The organism is Bradyrhizobium sp. Ash2021 (genome assembly GCF_031202265.1).
In the GTDB taxonomy this organism is placed as follows: Bacteria; Pseudomonadota; Alphaproteobacteria; order Rhizobiales; family Xanthobacteraceae; genus Bradyrhizobium.
This window is the reverse complement of the sequence record NZ_CP100604.1, coordinates 1,803,429-1,819,790: the sequence shown is the minus strand read 5'-3', so window position 1 is coordinate 1,819,790 and position 16,362 is coordinate 1,803,429. Positions and strand designations below refer to the sequence as shown.

Here is a 16,362-nt window from a genome sequence, read left to right as displayed (position 1 = left end):
GAAAGTCATCGCTCGCGCTAAGCCTTTGACGACCAATAAAAACGAAAGCTCCCGCACCGGCCTCGCGGCTTTCAACCTGGCAATATGTGATTTTCTTTGTCGACCAACACAACGCGCGGTTTGAACGCTTTTGCTTCGGCCTCCTCAAAGGAGGCGTATGCAACAATGATGACCTTATCTCCAATCATCGCAAGTCTCGCGGCCGCACCATTCAACCCTATCATGCCCGATCCTTGGGGCGCCTCTATCACATAGGTGGCAAAGCGCGCGCCAGTTTCGATGTTGTAGATTTCGACACGTTCATTGATCAAAAATCCCGCAGCGTCCAAAAGCGCACGATCAATCGATATCGAGCCCTCATAATGCAGATCGGCTTGGGTCACCGAGGCGCGATGAATTTTGCCTTTCATCAAAGTAATTTGCATTTGTTACCTACACTCGAGCTTGGCGCTGGCTGCGCGTTGACTTGCTTTGGTTAAGACGGGATTTGATTCCGAGTCGATCCAGCAGACCCGCATCGCGTTCACGCTGCGGGTTTTTTGTGGTCAGCAGCACATCGCCAATGAAGATCGAGTTCGCGCCGGCCAGGAAACACAGCGCCTGCAGTTCATCGGTCATGTATTGCCGCCCGGCAGACAACCGTACGACGCTCTGCGGCATCATGATGCGGGCGACCGCAATCAACCGCGCCAGCGCGATCGGGTCGGGACGTTCCGCCGTGTCGTTGACCAGCACGCCCTTGACCTCGTTCCAGAGGTTGATCGGCACGCTCTCCGGATGGCTCGGGAGATTGGCGAGCAACACAAGCATGCCGAGCCGGTCCTCGACGCGCTCGCCCATACCGACAATCCCGCCGCAGCAGACTTTGATGCCGGCGTCACGCACCTGCGCAAGCGTCTCGATGCGATCCTGCAGCGTGCGCGTAGAGATGATCTTGTCGTAGAATTCAGGGGACGTGTCGACATTGTGGTTGTAGAAATCGAGTCCGGCGTCACCCAATCGCGCTGCCTGCGCCGGCGTCAGCATGCCGAGCGTGACGCAGGTTTCCATGCCGAGAGCTTTGACCGCGCTGACCATCTCGCAGACCTGGTCGAGATCGCGGTTTTTCGGATTGCGCCATGCCGCCGCCATACAGAAGCGAGTGGCGCCGGCGTCCCTGGCGCGCTGCGCGGTGGCGACCACATCTGCCTGATCCAATAGCCGCGTAGCTTTCAGACCAGTGTCATAATGCGCGCTCTGCGAACAGTAGCCGCAATCCTCGGGGCAGCCGCCGGTCTTGATGCTGAGCAGACTCGCTGTCTCGACGTGGTTGGGATCGAAGTTGCGGCGATGGATGCTCTGGGCCTGAAAGGTCAGGTCGGCAAACGGTAATTCATAAAATGCTTCAGCTTCGGAACGGGTCCAGTCGTGGCGGACGTGCTCTTTCGGGTTGCCTTCGGTCTGGTCGGCTCTGTGGACAGGGGTCATGAGATATGCCTCGATGATCATAGATAATTGAAGTAATTATCTATGATTTTTGCCATAATCTCAGCTTATCAGGAGAGAAGCGAAGTGCACGTGTTTTTATGATAGATAATCTATGATGGTCGACGGGGAGAACATGACGACAGCGGATCGTATCGCGCGAGCGATTGGCGAACGCATTGTCAATGGCACCCTGCAGCCGGACGCTCCGCTGCGGCAGGACCATATCGCGCGGGAATTCAACTCAAGCCACGTGCCGGTGCGTGAATCATTCCGGCAACTGGAGGCTCAACATCTTGCCGTCAGCGTGCCTCGTCGGGGTGTGCGGGTCGCGCCGCTTGATCCGAACTCGGTTAAAGAAATCGCCGAGATGCGCGCGGCGCTGGAAGTGGTCGCGCTGCGGCATGCCGCGCCGAAGCTGACGCCGGCCCATTTGGCACGCATCGAATTGGCCTTGATCGAGGGCGACAACGCCGAAACGATTCAGGATTTTGAGGCCGCCAACCGCGCCTTTCACCATGCGCTGGTGGTGTCCTGCGCCATGCCGCGACTTCTCGCCAGCCTCGACGGCTTGCAGCTTGCAAATTCCCGGCTGGTGTTCGCGACGGCGCGCAGCGCCGGCTGGCAGCCGCGCTCCAATCAGGATCACCGTTTGATTCTGGAAGCACTGCGAAAGCGCAATGTCGAGCAGGCCTGCAGCCTGCTCGCACGTCACATTCAAACCATCGAACGTCTCACCATTGCCGCGTCGTAACGCGGGAACGATCGGTCTGGCGTGTCCGCGTTGCGGCGCGATGAGTCTTTTCGGCATGTTCATCTTCGACGCCGAAATCCGAGGAGTCCCGAGCGATTGAGCCTCGTCAATCCTGGAAAGTACCAGTGAAATTGGCGTTGCTTCAGGCTCGATGGCAAGATACTCATGCGGCCGCATTGCACCTCACCCTATGGCAAGCCATGATCCGCCACATTGTCCTGTTCACCGCTAAGAACAAGGCCGACATCGACCAAATGCTCGACGGTCTATCGGTTCTCACCACGATCCCACATGCGCGCCGGCTTGAGGTCGCTCGCAACCGAAAGGCGGATCAACTCGGCAACGACATCGACGTCGTCGTTTATGGTGAATTCGACAATGAGACGGAACTCGCGGCTTACAAAGCGCATGATCTATACCAGGAATCGATCAAGCGGGTGCGACCACTCCGGGAATTACGGTTCGCGGCCGACTACGACATCACGGCAGATGCGCGTTTCGGCCCAACGGTGAAGACGAGCTAAGTTACCCCAGCGCAGCGCACTCAATTGGCAGGGGGTTAATCTGACGATCGAGCTCAAAAGTGCGCAGGCCCCAAAAGAGGGCTGCCCTCGTTGGGATGGGGAGCACAAGTCGGAAAATATCTCCCCGCACGCCCCTCGCTTATGGTGACGGTGGTCTGATGCACGCCCGCGAACTGCATTGGATCGAGCCTATCACTGCGATGCGATGTCTCGCACATCGGCCGCACCTCACGTTTCTCGACAGCGCTGCTAGACACGAGTTGCTTGGGCGCTATTCATATCTGGCCTGCGACCCGTTCGGCACCTACGTGATCGCCGACGGACAGCCGAGTTGCAACGGAGCGGTGCTCGAGGGCGATCCATGGGAGGCCCTTCGCAACCTTCTCGCCACATACCCGCAAGAGCATCGCCCAAACCTCCCTCCGTTCCAGGGAGGTGCGGCCGGCTTCTTTGCCTACGATCTGAACAGGACACTGGAGCGATTGCCGCCCCCAGCAATTTCCGGACAGGGAATCCCGCAAGCGATTCTTCATTTCTATGATGTAGTGATCGCTTACGACCATCGTGACGACAAATGCTGGATCATCTCTACCGGATGGCCGGAGCAGGATCCCGCACGTCGCAGCGAGCGCGCACGCCGTCGAGCCGATGAGTTTGCGGCGCTACTTGCCAACCCAAGGTCGCCGCAGAATGATTCTTGCAACACAGCAAGCGAATGGCGTTCGAACTTCAGCCGCGAGCGCTACGTCGCGGCCGTGCAGCGCGTCATCGACTTAATTCTGGCGGGAGACGTCTTCCAAACCAACATCGCGCAGCGCTTCAGCGCCAAGCTGCCGACCTCGTTCGACCCGCTCGCCTTCTACTGCCAGCTGCGATCATTGAACCCTGCGCCCTTTGCAGCCTTGCTGCGCTATGGCAAGCTGACTATCGCATCCAGCTCTCCAGAAAGGTTCCTCAAGCTCGACGGGCGGCAGGTTGAAACCCGACCTGTCAAGGGCACAATCGCGCGTTCCGCCGACCCGAAGGAAGACCAGCGCCGCGCTGAATTCCTGTTTGCGTCCGAAAAGGACCGTGCCGAGAACATTATGATCGTCGACCTTCTCCGTAATGATCTGTCACGCGTTTGCACTGCGCATTCTGTCGAGGTCCCCGCGCTGTGTGACCTCGAATCTTATGCCTCGGTGCATCACCTCGTGTCGGTCATTACAGGGAAACTCGCAGGAGACCACGACGCCGTTACCTTGCTAAGAGCTTGCTTTCCCGGCGGCTCCATCACCGGGGCGCCGAAGGTACGATCGATGGAAATCATCGCCGAAATCGAACGCATAGCACGAGAGGCTTATTGCGGGGCGATCGGCTTCATCGGATTTAACGGGTGCATGGACACAAACGTTGCGATCCGAACCGTAACGATCGACGGTGGCTTGGCTGTCTTTCACGCGGGCGGCGGGATCACGGCGATGTCGGAGCCAGAGGCCGAATACGAGGAGACGCTCGCCAAGGCGCAGCGCATCTTTGACGCATTTCGCGCCGGGAATTCCGGTGCGTCATGATTGCGATCATCGACAACTACGATTCCTTCGTCTTCAACATAGCCCGCTATTTCCGCGAGCTCGGGGAAGCAACAGAGGTGATACGAAACGACGTGATCAGCGTCAGCGATCTTGTTCGGCTCAGGCCACGCGCAGTGGTCATCTCGCCGGGCCCCTGCACTCCAACCGAAGCCGGGATCTCCACAGCCGTCGTCCGTGAGCTCTCTGGCCGCGTCCCGATTCTCGGCATCTGCCTCGGACACCAGTGTATTGGGAGCGTTTTCGGTGGACGCATCGTACGCGCACGTCGTCCCATGCACGGACAAGCCTCGCATGTAACTCATGACGGCCGAGCACTGTTCGAGGAGCTCCCATCCCCACTTTGCGTTGGGCGCTACCACTCTCTCATAGTCGAGCTCGACGAGTTGTCCCCTTCGCCTCTCATAGTGACGGCGCGTTCGGACGAAGGCGAGATCATGGCTCTCGCACATCGCCAACAGCCGACCTATGGTGTACAGTTTCACCCGGAATCGATACTTACCCAATATGGGCACATGCTGCTTAGAAACTTCCTGCGACTCGCAGGGACGTAATGCACGTGGGTCGAAGACACAGTTCTGCGCGCAAAATGAGGTTAATTGTGCGTCCAGGGCTCAGCGCCGTGCAGTTTTCACAAGCTGGAACGAGCGGATGTGGAGCGACGGCGAGCCTATCGATCCGTCCCCCACTATCGACCAGGCCATGAACGGCGGTTTTCGCCGGTTGGAAATCCAGTGCGCGCGGAGGCCGAGTGGACCCGGGGATTTTCACCCCGAGTCCCTCACAGATTCCGGACTTGATACTCTCGCATCATCCGGCTCGTGCCACCGCTTGAAGGCTGCCGCCTTCCGTTGAATATCGGGCTCCTCCCGTTGCCGGTTGACCCAATCTCAACGGCGATGACCTGCTCGCTTCGCTCCGCGGGCATTACCCCGTTTCATCACTACTACCAAGCAGTCCGCCCCTGGTCGGCGCATCGGTACTTTCGGCCTCGCGGTTTTGGCCGCTTGTGCCTTTTCCCTTGCCATCGCCGTCCAGGTTCTCAAAGCCCGAATGAGAGTCACGCCTCCTCAACACCGGACACCGCATGGCCAATACGTAGGTGTCAATCGGCGTTGGATTGGGGCTCTGACTCACATTTGATGAAGTTTGAGTGCGGGCTCGCGTTGGTTTCACAAGGGAATCAACATGATGCAGCGAGCCCTACGTCCGTCGGCCCTGGTCCCTCCTGGGTTTGTCGTGGAAAGCGCGGTCTGGGACGGAATGACAACGGTGATCACCGTGCGTCCGACAGGTGACGCGGGTCTCTGTCCCGGATGCAAAGCAATTTCTGGGCGCATCCACAGCCGATATCAGCGACGTCTCACCGATCTGCCGCTGGCTGGGCGACCGGTTCGGCTCATGGTCGTGGCGCGCCGCTTCCGATGCGATACTACTCTGTGCGCCCGACGTATTTTCACCGAGCGCTTCGATGATGGCATTCTGGCGCCGTGGGCGCGGCGAACGACACGGCTCGATTTTGTCTTTCACCACCTTGGTCTTGCTTTGGGTGGTCGGCCAGCGGCAAGTTTTGCACGCCGGCTGATGATGCCTGTGAGCAACGATACCTTGCTTCGCGTCGTTCGAAGGCACGGATGTCCGCCCTTTGCCGCGCCGAACGTTATCGGCATCGACGACTGGGCATGGCGGCGCAATCAACGCTACGGAACAATCATCTGTGACCTTGAGCGGCGACGACCGATCACACTTCTACCCGACAGAGAGCCCGCTACTGCGCAGGCCTGGCTGGCAGAGCAGCCGCAAATTGCTGTGATCGCGCGCGACCGCGGTGGCGGGTACGCCCTTGCCGCGACCAAGGCACTCCCGCATACCACACAGGTAGCTGATCGGTGGCATCTCATGGAGAATGCCAGTCACGCTTTCCTCGATGCGGTCCGCAAATCCATGCGTCAAGTCCGCGCCGCGGTCGGCTCCGCCACGATAAACCCCGACCTGCTTACCGCTGCCGAGCGTATCCAATATGACGGCTATCTACGGCGTGAGGACACCAACTCGGCAATCCTCAAGCAAGCCGAGACTGGCGTCTCCATCAAGGAGATCGTACGGCTCACAGGACGTAGCCGGGGCCTCGTACGCCGGGTGCTCCGCGGTCAGCGATCCGATGTGTTCAGGGTCCGCGAGAGTTCGCTTGAATCCCATCTGCCTTGGCTCGACGCGCAGTGGGCTGCGAGTCATCGTAACGGTGCCGACTTGTGGCGTTGCCTCAAGGCGCGGGGATTTAGGGGCTCATTACGGGTTGTTGCAGAATGGGCGACACGTCGTCGACGCGCCGAAGCAGCTGATGATAAAAGTCTACAACGCGTACCGTCCGCCAGAACCATCGCCCGGCTGATGACTACGGGCCGCGATACCCTGTCAAAGTCGGAGACCGTCACCATTGCGGCGATCGAGCATGGTGTTCCTCTGCTCGTGGAGGCTCGAGAGGTCATTACCGCCTTCCATACGATGATCCGCAAGAAGTCTCACGCAGACCTTGACCCCTGGCTGGAACGAGCATGCGTAAGCCTCGTGGCGTCTTTTGCCAACGGCCTCACCAAGGACAAGGCCGCCGTCAACGCCGCGATCACGACGTCATGGTCTAACGGCCAGACAGAGGGCCAAATCACCAAGCTCAAGCTCGTTAAGCGTCAAATGTACGGACGCGCCAAGCTTGATCTGCTTCAGGCCCGTCTCATCGGCGCTACGTGACCACGACCGCACCAAAATTGCGTCAGAGCCCCATTCCAATGCCGATTGACACGCTGACATCGATGAACTTAGCCTCATTCGTAGTTTGCTTTACTGCCGCCATTCTGGCTCTCCCTACACTTGCTTCCTATGAAGATACACTTCGCCGATTTGCTGCTCGCTCTCGCGATTGCTGACAGCGAAGCCCGCAACCCCGCCAGCGATTGCGGTTCGCGCCGCGGCAAGGCCACGTTCCCGGCTTTCGGCGCCGATGCCGAGGCCCTCCGCCAGAACTGTCGAAACTTCGGTGATCCCAACGAATCCCAGCAGCGTGCGTAAATGCGGCTCTTGATAATCGCGCGCGCGCGCCGGACCGGTACTGTGAACGCCGCCGCGCGTCAGGATCAACACCGCGCGCTTGTCGCGCAACAGCCCGATTGGCCCTTCCGGCGTGTAGCGAAATGTGCGCCCGGCACGCACCACATAATCGAACCACGCCTTGAGTTGGCTGGTGATGCCGAAGTTGTACATCGGCGAGCCGATCACGATTAGTTCGGCTGCTTCAAGCTCCTCGATCAGGGCATCCGATAGCGCTTTTGCCGCTTTCTGTGCTGGCGTGGATGCCTCCGGCGTGCGGATCGGAACTACGGCGTCGTGCGAAAGGTGCGCCAGCGGTTCGCTGCCGAGATCACGATGCACCACTTGGCAGGACGGATCGAGCCGCTTCAGCTCGGCAACCAGTTCGCCGCTCAGTTGATGTGACACCGACGGCCTCTGCGGACTGGAATCGATGCGAAGGATCTGCATGGTGTACCTGCTCTCTCGTGGAAGAGGACGATTGGATTGACGGGTGGGTTGCCCTGCCCCTTCACGGAGCAAAATGGCCCCTTCCCATCCTGATGGGAATTGCGCAAACTGTGCGACTAGTTCACACCGCGGGTACGAGATTCAATGGACCGGCTTACCAGCATGAAGGCCTTCGTCACCACCGCCGATGCTGGCAGCTTCAGTGAAGCTGCGCGCCGGCTCGCAATGTCGCCCAGCATGGTCACCAAGCATGTTGAAGCGCTCGAACACCGGCTGGGCGTGCAACTGCTGCATCGCTCAACGCGCCGCCTGGTGCTAACCGAGGCGGGCGCCGAATACCGGGATCGCTGCCGGAACGTTTTGGCCGAGGTCGACGAGATCGAGGCCAGTGCATCGGCCGATCGGCTGGAGCCGCGCGGCCTGTTACGGATCAATGTACCGGTGTCCTTTGGCGTACGGCATATCGCACCACTGCTGCCCAACTACGCCCGGCTCTATCCAGCCATCACCGTCGAACTCGGGTTGAACAACCGGCTTGTTGATCTGGTTGAGGAAGGCTGGGATATCGCCGTACGCTTCGGGTCCCCGGCGAGTTCCGCACTGATTGCGCGCCGGCTCGGCGTCTCACGCATGGTAGTCTGCGCCGCACCGGAATATCTAGCCGCACATGGCAGTCCCCGTACGGTCGCCGATCTGGCGCAGCACAATTGCCTGCGTCACGCCCCCGCCGGCATCGCCACGGCCCTGCCCTGGCAATTTCAGGGCCCCTATGGATCCGTCGCACAGCATGTCTGCGGCAACCTGCTCGTCAGTGACCCGACCGTGCTACACACAGCGGCATTGGCCGGCCAGGGCATCCTATTCGAACCAACCTTCCTGGTCGGCGAGGATCTCGCCAAGGGTCGGCTGGTCGAAATCGTCCTGGATCAGACACCGCTGAGCATACCGATTCATGCCCTCTGGAGTCCCGGACGCCGACTCTCGTCCAAGGTGCGCAGTTTTGTGGATCTCCTTGCTGAGCACATGCGACCAGTACCGCCCTGGGACCGAGAGCTGCCACGATTGATCGGCCAAGATGACGCATCGTCCTGATAGGCCTTCTTGCAACCGCACTCGATGAACGACACCAGTGCACCCGCTCGGTTCGAATCGCTAAGATCTCGGCGCCCAATTCACGTCAGGCGCCAAGCCGTCCAAAGCCGGCATCAGGGGACACGAATCAGCGGCGATAGCGACGGTTCAATGTTGGCGCGTTGCCCGACGGGGTCGAGCGAGGGAGCGGCTGAGACGAAGAAACTCTTAATCAGCATTGCCATCCCCGCGACCAAGGCCGGGATGGCGGCCACGGTGAAGACCGTCCCAAGCTCCCATCCAAAGGAGAGCAGTATACCGCCCGCCATCGAACCCAGAACAGAGCCAAACCGTCCGACTCCGTGGGCCCAGCTCACGCCGGTAGCTCGATTAGCCGTTTGATAATACCCCGCGGCCAGGGCGTTCATTCCTATCAGAGCTCCCGCCGCGCCGAATACCGCGGCGACGAGAAGCGGCGGGTAAGCCGTAGATACTCCGAGAAGGGCAGTGAAGACCGCCGCCAGACCATAGAAGCCGGCCAGAACCCAATGCGGATTGAACCTGTCCATCAACCGGCCGATGACGATGGCGCCTATCGTTCCTCCAACGGCGAGAGTCGTCGACATGAGGGAAGCGTTCTTCGACGAAAAGCCGGCGGAAGTGATCAGGATCGGGAGCCAACTCGACAGTAGGTAGAATACCAGAAGGCCGATGAAGTAGGCGACCCAGATCATCACCGTTCCGATCGCCAGGTCCCTTGTGAAGAGCTGGGCAACGGGAGAACCTTTCGGCCGCAGCACAGCCGCGAAGCGCGCGCCGGCGAAGTTCGTCTCCGGCGAAATGCGCCGCAGCTTGGATGCTATCTCGTCGGGTGCAACGTTCTTCAAGGTGAGGAAACGGACGGACTCCGGAAGCCAAGCCCATAGCGCCGCAGCCAGCACCAGGGGCATCGAGCCAGTCAAAATCAAGAAGGGCTGCCAACCGTAAGCATCGACCATCAGAAATGCGACCAAGCCAGCCGTCGCGGATCCTACCACGAAGCCACAGAACATGAGCGTAACGAGTGAGGACCGACGGCATTCAGGGGAAAACTCGGCGGTCAACGCGACCGCAATCGGCATCGCGCCACCAAGACCTATTCCCGTGAGGAAGCGCGCTCCAATCAGCATTTCGATCGACGTGGCGAAAGCCGACGCAATCGTCGCTATGGCAAAGAAAAGAGCGTCACGGCGATCGCGAAAAGGCAGCGTCCAGCCGTTTGGGACCGACCCTGATTACCTAACGCTGAGCAAATCATTCGACCTATCGTTCAGGATGCATGTTGTGTCCATCGGTGACTGTAAGCCCCTTGTCCTGGCTTCAGGGCGCCGCCCACCCGGCACCCGGACCTTGCAATCAAGCACGTGCACCCAACGAAGATCGCTTCGGTGTTTGGCGGATCGACCAAGGCGACCGGCCTTTGCACATCCCCGCCCCCGCTCAACAAATCTGTGTCCCCCAGAGTGCATCACCTATTGATCAACCAATCCCGCGTAACGAAGCGAGGTTCTGATTTGTTCGTAGTAGCTTCCGCTCATCTGGAAAGTATCGAACTTCACCGACATCCGCTGTATCTTATTCTCAAAGAGGTCCAACGCCGTGCAGCCGTGTAATCCGGTGCGGTCGAGACCGGTGTAGCTGTGAATACCGCCAGCTTTCCATTCAAAGCCGCCGCCGGATGCACCGCCCACCACGTGAATAATTGTCGATCCGCGGCAATCAGGAAGCCATTGCAGCGTCTCCTTCAGCAATCTCGCTATCAGGTCCCGCCCCCTCAACTGAAGGGTTTGGTTGAAATTCGGATAAAGCACCGGACCTTGATGGATAAGAGGATTCACGTAAGTCGCATCGTGGGTAAAGAACGCGGAGATGTCGTCAGCGGAGCCGTGCGCTAGGGCGTCGTGAAATTTGGTCGCAAATTGTAGCATCTCAGGCGAAGCCGAAGGGCGCCCCGTTACACCAGTAGCTAGAGCAACTGCGCCAGGAGGTGCCGGCGGCGGGCTGTGCCGGGGTTGGCCGCCCGGATGGATGGCTCCGAGCGGAAACGCGACGCCAGTGGTAACAGCCGGACCGACGATATCACTCTCACCGAACTCTCTCGAATCCCAGTAATCGGTATCGCGCGCGATAAGCCCGCCGTCGATGTCGAACATCGTCAGAATAGTGAATCCGTTTGTTCCCCAAAGAGTGTCTTTGAGATTGACGTATTCCGCTATGGCGCCGTAACGCATGTCACCGGTGACGTGAAATACTCTCGAAAATCGCCCAGCACCCAGTTGGGCCGCCACTTTGTTGATGATCCCCGTCGCAAAGCTGGCGCTGTTGATCGCCGAATAACCGACAACGTTGAAACCCACTATAGCATCTTGATAGACTGTCTGATCCGAATTCAAGAAATGCGATGCGAAGCCTGCCGCATCACCGAGGTCTTTCGCCTGGTAGAACGATCTGAAAAACGCCCAAGCCTTCTCGCGTTGTACCTCAGCCTGAATTCCGTTGTCTAATTCTGCCTGAATCCCTGCGGCAGCCATTGCGGGAGATCCAGCGCCACTCGCTACCAGTATCGCGGTGGGCACCCCCATTGCAGCCGCCGATTGCAAAAATGTCCGCCTTCCAATTTTCATCATGGTCGTTCCCCCATCAGTTGGCCTCGATCTGCATGCGCTGCCGGGCCCGTTGCGGAGTAAAATAACTCCTTCCCATGTTATAGCTCCTTCCCATGTTCAGGATAATCGTTCGAAGTGTGCGATCAGCTCACACCAGAGGCACGAGATGAATGGACCGGCTTGCCAGCATGAAGGCCTTCGTCACCACCGCCCATGCTGGCGGCTTCAGTGAGGCTGCGCGCCGGCTCGCGATGTCGCCCAGCATGGTCACCAAGCATGTTGACGCGCTCAAACACCGGCTGGGCGTGCAATTGCTACATCGCTCAACGCGCCGCCAGGTGCTAACCGAGGCCGGCGCCGATTACCCGGATCGCTGCCGGTACGTTTTGGCCGAGGTCGACGAGATCGAGGCCAGTGTATCGGTCGAGTGGCTCGCCTCATCGCGATATCAGGGCGAAACCTGCTCTCGCGCTGCTCGGTTGAGCCGAGCATGCCGGTCTCAAGCGGCGATCCTCGGCGTCCGGTCTTCATCGACGAGACCTGGATCAAGACCAAGATGATTCGGCTGCGCGGATGAGAACCAAGTGCGAGCGCGTGCTGGGCTTTGCGTCGCTTCCGTTAAATCTTTCTCGACACGGATCGGGAGACCACCAAGGCTTGATATTGCGAAGGGGAGACGCCTGTCTCCCTGCGAAACAAATGCCGAAAGGAACTCACATCTTCGTAGCCGACGCGCAAGCATATCTTGTCGACACTCATTTGCCCCGCCTCCAGCAGCCGTTTCGCGAATTCGATTTTCATCTCCTGCATGTATCTACCCGGGGTCCGTCCGGTGGCCTTTTGTGTTTCGGCATGGAATAAGGGCTCTGACTCACATTTGATGAAGTTTGAGTGCGGGCTCGCGTTGGTTTCACAAGGGAATCAACATGATGCAGCGAGCCCTACGTCCGTCGGCCCTGGTCCCTCCTGGGTTTGTCGTGGAAAGCGCGGTCTGGGACGGAATGACAACGGTGATCACCGTGCGTCCGACAGGTGACGCGGGTCTCTGTCCCGGATGCAAAGCAATTTCTGGGCGCATCCACAGCCGATATCAGCGACGTCTCACCGATCTGCCGCTGGCTGGGCGACCGGTTCGGCTCATGGTCGTGGCGCGCCGCTTCCGATGCGATACTACTCTGTGCGCCCGACGTATTTTCACCGAGCGCTTCGATGATGGCATTCTGGCGCCGTGGGCGCGGCGAACGACACGGCTCGATTTTGTCTTTCACCACCTTGGTCTTGCTTTGGGTGGTCGGCCAGCGGCAAGTTTTGCACGCCGGCTGATGATGCCTGTGAGCAACGATACCTTGCTTCGCGTCGTTCGAAGGCACGGATGTCCGCCCTTTGCCGCGCCGAACGTTATCGGCATCGACGACTGGGCATGGCGGCGCAATCAACGCTACGGAACAATCATCTGTGACCTTGAGCGGCGACGACCGATCACACTTCTACCCGACAGAGAGCCCGCTACTGCGCAGGCCTGGCTGGCAGAGCAGCCGCAAATTGCTGTGATCGCGCGCGACCGCGGTGGCGGGTACGCCCTTGCCGCGACCAAGGCACTCCCGCATACCACACAGGTAGCTGATCGGTGGCATCTCATGGAGAATGCCAGTCACGCTTTCCTCGATGCGGTCCGCAAATCCATGCGTCAAGTCCGCGCCGCGGTCGGCTCCGCCACGATAAACCCCGACCTGCTTACCGCTGCCGAGCGTATCCAATATGACGGCTATCTACGGCGTGAGGACACCAACTCGGCAATCCTCAAGCAAGCCGAGACTGGCGTCTCCATCAAGGAGATCGTACGGCTCACAGGACGTAGCCGGGGCCTCGTACGCCGGGTGCTCCGCGGTCAGCGATCCGATGTGTTCAGGGTCCGCGAGAGTTCGCTTGAATCCCATCTGCCTTGGCTCGACGCGCAGTGGGCTGCGAGTCATCGTAACGGTGCCGACTTGTGGCGTTGCCTCAAGGCGCGGGGATTTAGGGGCTCATTACGGGTTGTTGCAGAATGGGCGACACGTCGTCGACGCGCCGAAGCAGCTGATGATAAAAGTCTACAACGCGTATCGAAGCCGTCTGTGGTCTGAACCAGCTCGCTGCAAAGCAGGCTGATATCGGACAGCACGCTCAACAGGCGCTCTCGTGCCGCTCCGTCGATATCTTGACCCGTGCCGATATCGGAGGCTATGCGATCAACGAAATTGACGATCTTGTCGCGGCCGTTCAGGATTTCGGCCACGAATCGGGCGATCGTGGTATCCGAAGCGGTAAGCTCGGAGTTCAATCGACCCAGCAATCCGGACGGCTGGGTCAGCGAGTGCTTGATCTTTTCGCCGAGCGTGAAGCGGAAGCGCGATTGCCTGAAGGCCTCGATGGTCTCCTTGATCTTGGAAATGGCATCCGAGACGAACGAGTCGTCGCGGGAGTGCGCTTCGATCGCCAGGACGTTGGCCGGCGTCAGGGGAAAGCCCCGCTTTCTGTTCTCTTCGACGACCTGGACCAGCTTGAAGTAACTTGCGAAAGGACCTCTGCCGCCGATGCTCTCGACCAGGCTCACGGCCGCGACATCCTCTGCTCTGAAAAGGGCGGCAGGCAGCGCGCCGGCGAGCAGAAGATTGCGCCGCGCCAGCGATCGATCGTCGTCTTGCTCGGAGAGCGATTGGGCGATGGATATTGCTTCACCGCGCTGCTCCGCCAAGGAGAAAACATCCTGGCCGGTCAACGAAATCGTTCGCCCGGCGGCCGACGCAAGACGAAACTCGGCCGCAGCGTAATGGAGGTCGGACGATTTGAGGACTTCAGAAGCCGCCATGTGTAGGTGGAACGCGAGTCCATGCTCTCCCAGGGCGAAGAGTTCATCCAGCCGTCTCATGACGTCGTCACGCAGCGGATCCGCGACCGGAGACACCGCCGGCTTGGCCGGTTCGGCCGGGGACGGTGGCGGCGAGAAAGTCGTTTCGGGATCGTAGGGCTCGGAAATTTCGCCGATCGGCACGTCGATGACGCTTTCGAGCGGGCCGTCGGCCTCGACGGAACGGTCGATCGGCTCTGCCGGTGGATCGGCGACGACTACGTCGATTTCGGCAATGACTGGCGAAACGGCCGAGATGCTTTCAGTAGAAGTTCGTGGGAGCAGATTGATTGCCGACTCCGCCAAACCCAACGTCTGACGCAAGAGAGCGTCGCGCCGGTCAATCAAAGGGTCTGTTTGATCGCGAGCCTTCTTGGTGGGAAGCGTGGCCATGAGATTAGCGATTTCGGCGGCCAGCGACGTCGCTTCCGCCAGACGCGCGTTTGCTTCTTCGCACAGCGATGCCACCTGCTCGAGGAGTGGTCCATCGACAAGCTCGGCTACACCGAAAAGCGCTGATAGGAGCGCTGGAGCGTTCAGGCCTTCACCATGGAGTTCGTTGAGCTCATCGGACGCACTTGAAACCAAACTTCTCAGCGCCGCGCGAACCTCTTCCGTCGATAGCAGCGTGGGCTTGAGACGGATGAATGTGGTATGCACGTCTTCCAGTCGGATCAGTTGGTGGCGCAGCGAGATCAGCAAATCATCCCTCGGACCGCGGCTACCCGCATCGGCAGATAGCGCCGCGATTTCCGACCAGATCGTCCGCCATCGGTCCTCGGACCCTTCCAGCGTGTCGCCCGGCGGCGAGATCGAATCGTCGCTTTCAAGGCCGTGGCCGTCGGGCGCCTCGTCCGCTGCAGCATCTTCGCTTGATGACGACGCCTCGGGCGGCGATACGTCGAGGGTCTCTGCGCTCGGCTGCGGTTCGAGGACGACCGGTCGCCGGAGGGATTGGGGAATGACGGTCGACTCGAAAAGCTCGCCGATCGTGACGTCTTCGAATTCCTTGAACGGGCCGAGAACGGCCTGCAGGTATCTGGCGACTGGCGCCAGATCTTCATTCTTTTCCAGTCTAATCAGACCGTCCGCAGCTTGCGAACATTTCGCGTGCCATGCCAAGTGGCCGGGTGCACCGAGCAATTCGCCGACCACGACCGTCAGATCGCCACCAATCTCCCGGACTTGCAGCGCCTCGAGGACGTGCAGGTGCTTCTCGTGCCTTGGAAGGGGCTTTTCTTTACGGACCCGCTTGACCAGGTCGCCGTACTGCCGCCGCACCTGGTTCTTGGGCAGTCCTCGGAATGTGTCTTCCGGGAAGAACTGGCGCTGCACGACGATGGCGAACGACGGATACTTGAGGGCCTCGGTGTAGAGCGCCGGCAGGTCTTCCGCAGCGGGCTTCTCCTCCGGCCAGGGAAATCCGGTGACGGACCTTATCCAGACCCTGTCTTCGTGCATCCTGCGCACGTCCGCGTTCACGAAGTGCATCACGCTTGCGAGAAACGCTTCATCCACCCAATCCGGAAGCGGAGCCGATGGGCTTCTTAGCTTCGCCAGCAGGGCATCCACCGGGTCCACATCCGGATCGGAGTTTGAGCTCTTCAGTAAAGTCTCTGCGAACAGCTTTGGCATCGTTTGCGACGCTGGGGCCATGACTGGAGGTTGAGTATTGGGGAGGCAAGCGGATCGATTGGCTTCTTCAACGAGCTTGTCATTCATCCCGTTTCCCCCAAGCCACCGAATTCATTAGCATCAACTTCAGCGAGTATTCCAACATATTTTTTCTGGCCAAGCGCAACGTCTACGTCCGCTTTTCCCACACGGCGGAGGTACGGGCAGTTGCGTGCAACGCAGCTATAGATCATTGAGTAGGCCGAACCGCTTTGAACAGTTCGCATCGAAGATGCGA

At 59.6% G+C, this 16,362-nt stretch carries 14 protein-coding genes and 1 pseudogene; 8 read left to right on the top strand and 7 right to left on the bottom strand.

Annotated features, from left to right (window positions below; translation table 11 throughout):
- Positions 1–71: 71 nt before the first annotated feature.
- The gene (gene panD, locus NL528_RS08675; protein ID WP_309182287.1) at positions 72–425 is read right to left on the bottom strand and encodes an aspartate 1-decarboxylase; all 354 of its coding nucleotides are present in this window, start codon (positions 423–425) and stop codon (positions 72–74) included.
- A 7-nt stretch (positions 426–432) separates the two neighbouring features.
- Positions 433–1,467, bottom strand: a complete 1,035-nt coding sequence (gene bioB, locus NL528_RS08670; protein WP_309182286.1) for a biotin synthase BioB — start codon at positions 1,465–1,467, stop codon at positions 433–435.
- A gap of 112 nt (positions 1,468–1,579) precedes the next feature.
- Here bioB and NL528_RS08665 point away from each other — a divergent pair, with 112 nt between their 5' ends.
- The 5 genes from NL528_RS08665 to NL528_RS08645 all read left to right on the top strand — a co-directional run bounded on the left by NL528_RS08665 (position 1,580) and on the right by NL528_RS08645 (position 7,061).
- Complete coding sequence (locus NL528_RS08665) at positions 1,580–2,218, top strand: GntR family transcriptional regulator (protein WP_309182285.1); 639 nt, start codon at positions 1,580–1,582, stop codon at positions 2,216–2,218.
- A 200-nt stretch (positions 2,219–2,418) separates the two neighbouring features.
- Positions 2,419–2,742, top strand: a complete 324-nt coding sequence (locus NL528_RS08660) for a Dabb family protein (RefSeq protein ID WP_309184833.1) — start codon at positions 2,419–2,421, stop codon at positions 2,740–2,742.
- A 158-nt stretch (positions 2,743–2,900) separates the two neighbouring features.
- Positions 2,901–4,295 carry an aminodeoxychorismate synthase component I gene (gene pabB / locus NL528_RS08655; protein WP_309182284.1) on the top strand — a complete coding sequence of 465 codons (1,395 nt, stop codon included), beginning with the start codon at positions 2,901–2,903 and terminating at the stop codon, positions 4,293–4,295.
- Complete coding sequence (locus NL528_RS08650) at positions 4,292–4,867, top strand: aminodeoxychorismate/anthranilate synthase component II (protein WP_309182283.1); 576 nt, start codon at positions 4,292–4,294, stop codon at positions 4,865–4,867. Before pabB ends, NL528_RS08650 begins: the two co-directional genes overlap by 4 nt.
- A gap of 637 nt (positions 4,868–5,504) precedes the next feature.
- Positions 5,505–7,061, top strand: a complete 1,557-nt coding sequence (locus tag NL528_RS08645; protein WP_309184832.1) for an ISL3 family transposase — start codon at positions 5,505–5,507, stop codon at positions 7,059–7,061.
- 114 nt (positions 7,062–7,175) lie between these two features.
- Here NL528_RS08645 and NL528_RS08640 read toward each other — a convergent pair whose 3' ends face one another.
- Positions 7,176–7,847, bottom strand: coding sequence for an FMN-dependent NADH-azoreductase (locus NL528_RS08640; RefSeq protein ID WP_309182282.1), 672 nt, complete (start codon positions 7,845–7,847; stop codon positions 7,176–7,178).
- A gap of 144 nt (positions 7,848–7,991) precedes the next feature.
- Between NL528_RS08640 and NL528_RS08635 the strand changes: the two genes are divergently transcribed.
- On the top strand, positions 7,992–8,939 hold the full coding sequence (locus NL528_RS08635) for a LysR family transcriptional regulator (protein ID WP_309182281.1): 948 nt from the start codon (positions 7,992–7,994) through the stop codon (positions 8,937–8,939).
- 113 nt (positions 8,940–9,052) lie between these two features.
- Here the strand turns inward: NL528_RS08635 and NL528_RS08630 are convergent, their stop codons facing one another.
- The gene (locus NL528_RS08630; protein ID WP_309182280.1) at positions 9,053–10,087 is read right to left on the bottom strand and encodes an MFS transporter; all 1,035 of its coding nucleotides are present in this window, start codon (positions 10,085–10,087) and stop codon (positions 9,053–9,055) included.
- Between the two features lie 342 nt (positions 10,088–10,429).
- A complete protein-coding gene (locus tag NL528_RS08625; RefSeq protein ID WP_309182279.1) occupies positions 10,430–11,584 on the bottom strand; it encodes a nuclear transport factor 2 family protein in 1,155 nt (384 codons plus the stop codon).
- 149 nt (positions 11,585–11,733) lie between these two features.
- On the opposite strand from NL528_RS08625, the gene NL528_RS08620 reads away from it, so the two are divergent.
- Positions 11,734–12,123 carry a LysR family transcriptional regulator gene (locus NL528_RS08620; protein ID WP_309182278.1) on the top strand — a complete coding sequence of 130 codons (390 nt, stop codon included), beginning with the start codon at positions 11,734–11,736 and terminating at the stop codon, positions 12,121–12,123.
- Between the two features lie 58 nt (positions 12,124–12,181).
- On the opposite strand, the gene NL528_RS46970 is transcribed toward NL528_RS08620, so the two are convergent.
- On the bottom strand, positions 12,182–12,364 hold the full coding sequence (locus NL528_RS46970) for a helix-turn-helix domain-containing protein (protein ID WP_375144044.1): 183 nt from the start codon (positions 12,362–12,364) through the stop codon (positions 12,182–12,184).
- Between the two features lie 128 nt (positions 12,365–12,492).
- On the opposite strand from NL528_RS46970, the pseudogene NL528_RS08615 reads away from it, so the two are divergent.
- A pseudogene (locus tag NL528_RS08615) lies at positions 12,493–13,635 on the top strand (ISL3 family transposase); the annotation flags it as partial.
- Here the strand turns inward: NL528_RS08615 and NL528_RS08610 are convergent.
- Positions 13,533–16,172: a hypothetical protein gene (locus NL528_RS08610; RefSeq protein ID WP_309182277.1), complete on the bottom strand. Its 2,640-nt coding sequence runs from the start codon at positions 16,170–16,172 to the stop codon at positions 13,533–13,535. The pseudogene NL528_RS08615 and the gene NL528_RS08610 overlap by 103 nt on opposite strands.
- Positions 16,173–16,362 lie beyond the last annotated feature (190 nt).

Coding starts and splice junctions, on each gene's coding strand:
- panD (WP_309182287.1), bottom strand. CDS start 425: ATGCAAATTACTTTGATGAAAGGCAAAATTCATCGCGCCTCGGTGACC.
- bioB (WP_309182286.1), bottom strand. CDS start 1,467: ATGACCCCTGTCCACAGAGCCGACCAGACCGAAGGCAACCCGAAAGAG.
- NL528_RS08665 (WP_309182285.1), top strand. CDS start 1,580: ATGATGGTCGACGGGGAGAACATGACGACAGCGGATCGTATCGCGCGA.
- NL528_RS08660 (WP_309184833.1), top strand. CDS start 2,419: ATGATCCGCCACATTGTCCTGTTCACCGCTAAGAACAAGGCCGACATC.
- pabB (WP_309182284.1), top strand. CDS start 2,901: ATGCACGCCCGCGAACTGCATTGGATCGAGCCTATCACTGCGATGCGA.
- NL528_RS08650 (WP_309182283.1), top strand. CDS start 4,292: ATGATTGCGATCATCGACAACTACGATTCCTTCGTCTTCAACATAGCC.
- NL528_RS08645 (WP_309184832.1), top strand. CDS start 5,505: ATGCAGCGAGCCCTACGTCCGTCGGCCCTGGTCCCTCCTGGGTTTGTC.
- NL528_RS08640 (WP_309182282.1), bottom strand. CDS start 7,847: ATGCAGATCCTTCGCATCGATTCCAGTCCGCAGAGGCCGTCGGTGTCA.
- NL528_RS08635 (WP_309182281.1), top strand. CDS start 7,992: ATGGACCGGCTTACCAGCATGAAGGCCTTCGTCACCACCGCCGATGCT.
- NL528_RS08630 (WP_309182280.1), bottom strand. CDS start 10,087: ATGCTGATTGGAGCGCGCTTCCTCACGGGAATAGGTCTTGGTGGCGCG.
- NL528_RS08625 (WP_309182279.1), bottom strand. CDS start 11,584: ATGATGAAAATTGGAAGGCGGACATTTTTGCAATCGGCGGCTGCAATG.
- NL528_RS08620 (WP_309182278.1), top strand. CDS start 11,734: ATGGACCGGCTTGCCAGCATGAAGGCCTTCGTCACCACCGCCCATGCT.
- NL528_RS46970 (WP_375144044.1), bottom strand. CDS start 12,364: ATGAAAATCGAATTCGCGAAACGGCTGCTGGAGGCGGGGCAAATGAGT.
- NL528_RS08610 (WP_309182277.1), bottom strand. CDS start 16,172: ATGAATGACAAGCTCGTTGAAGAAGCCAATCGATCCGCTTGCCTCCCC.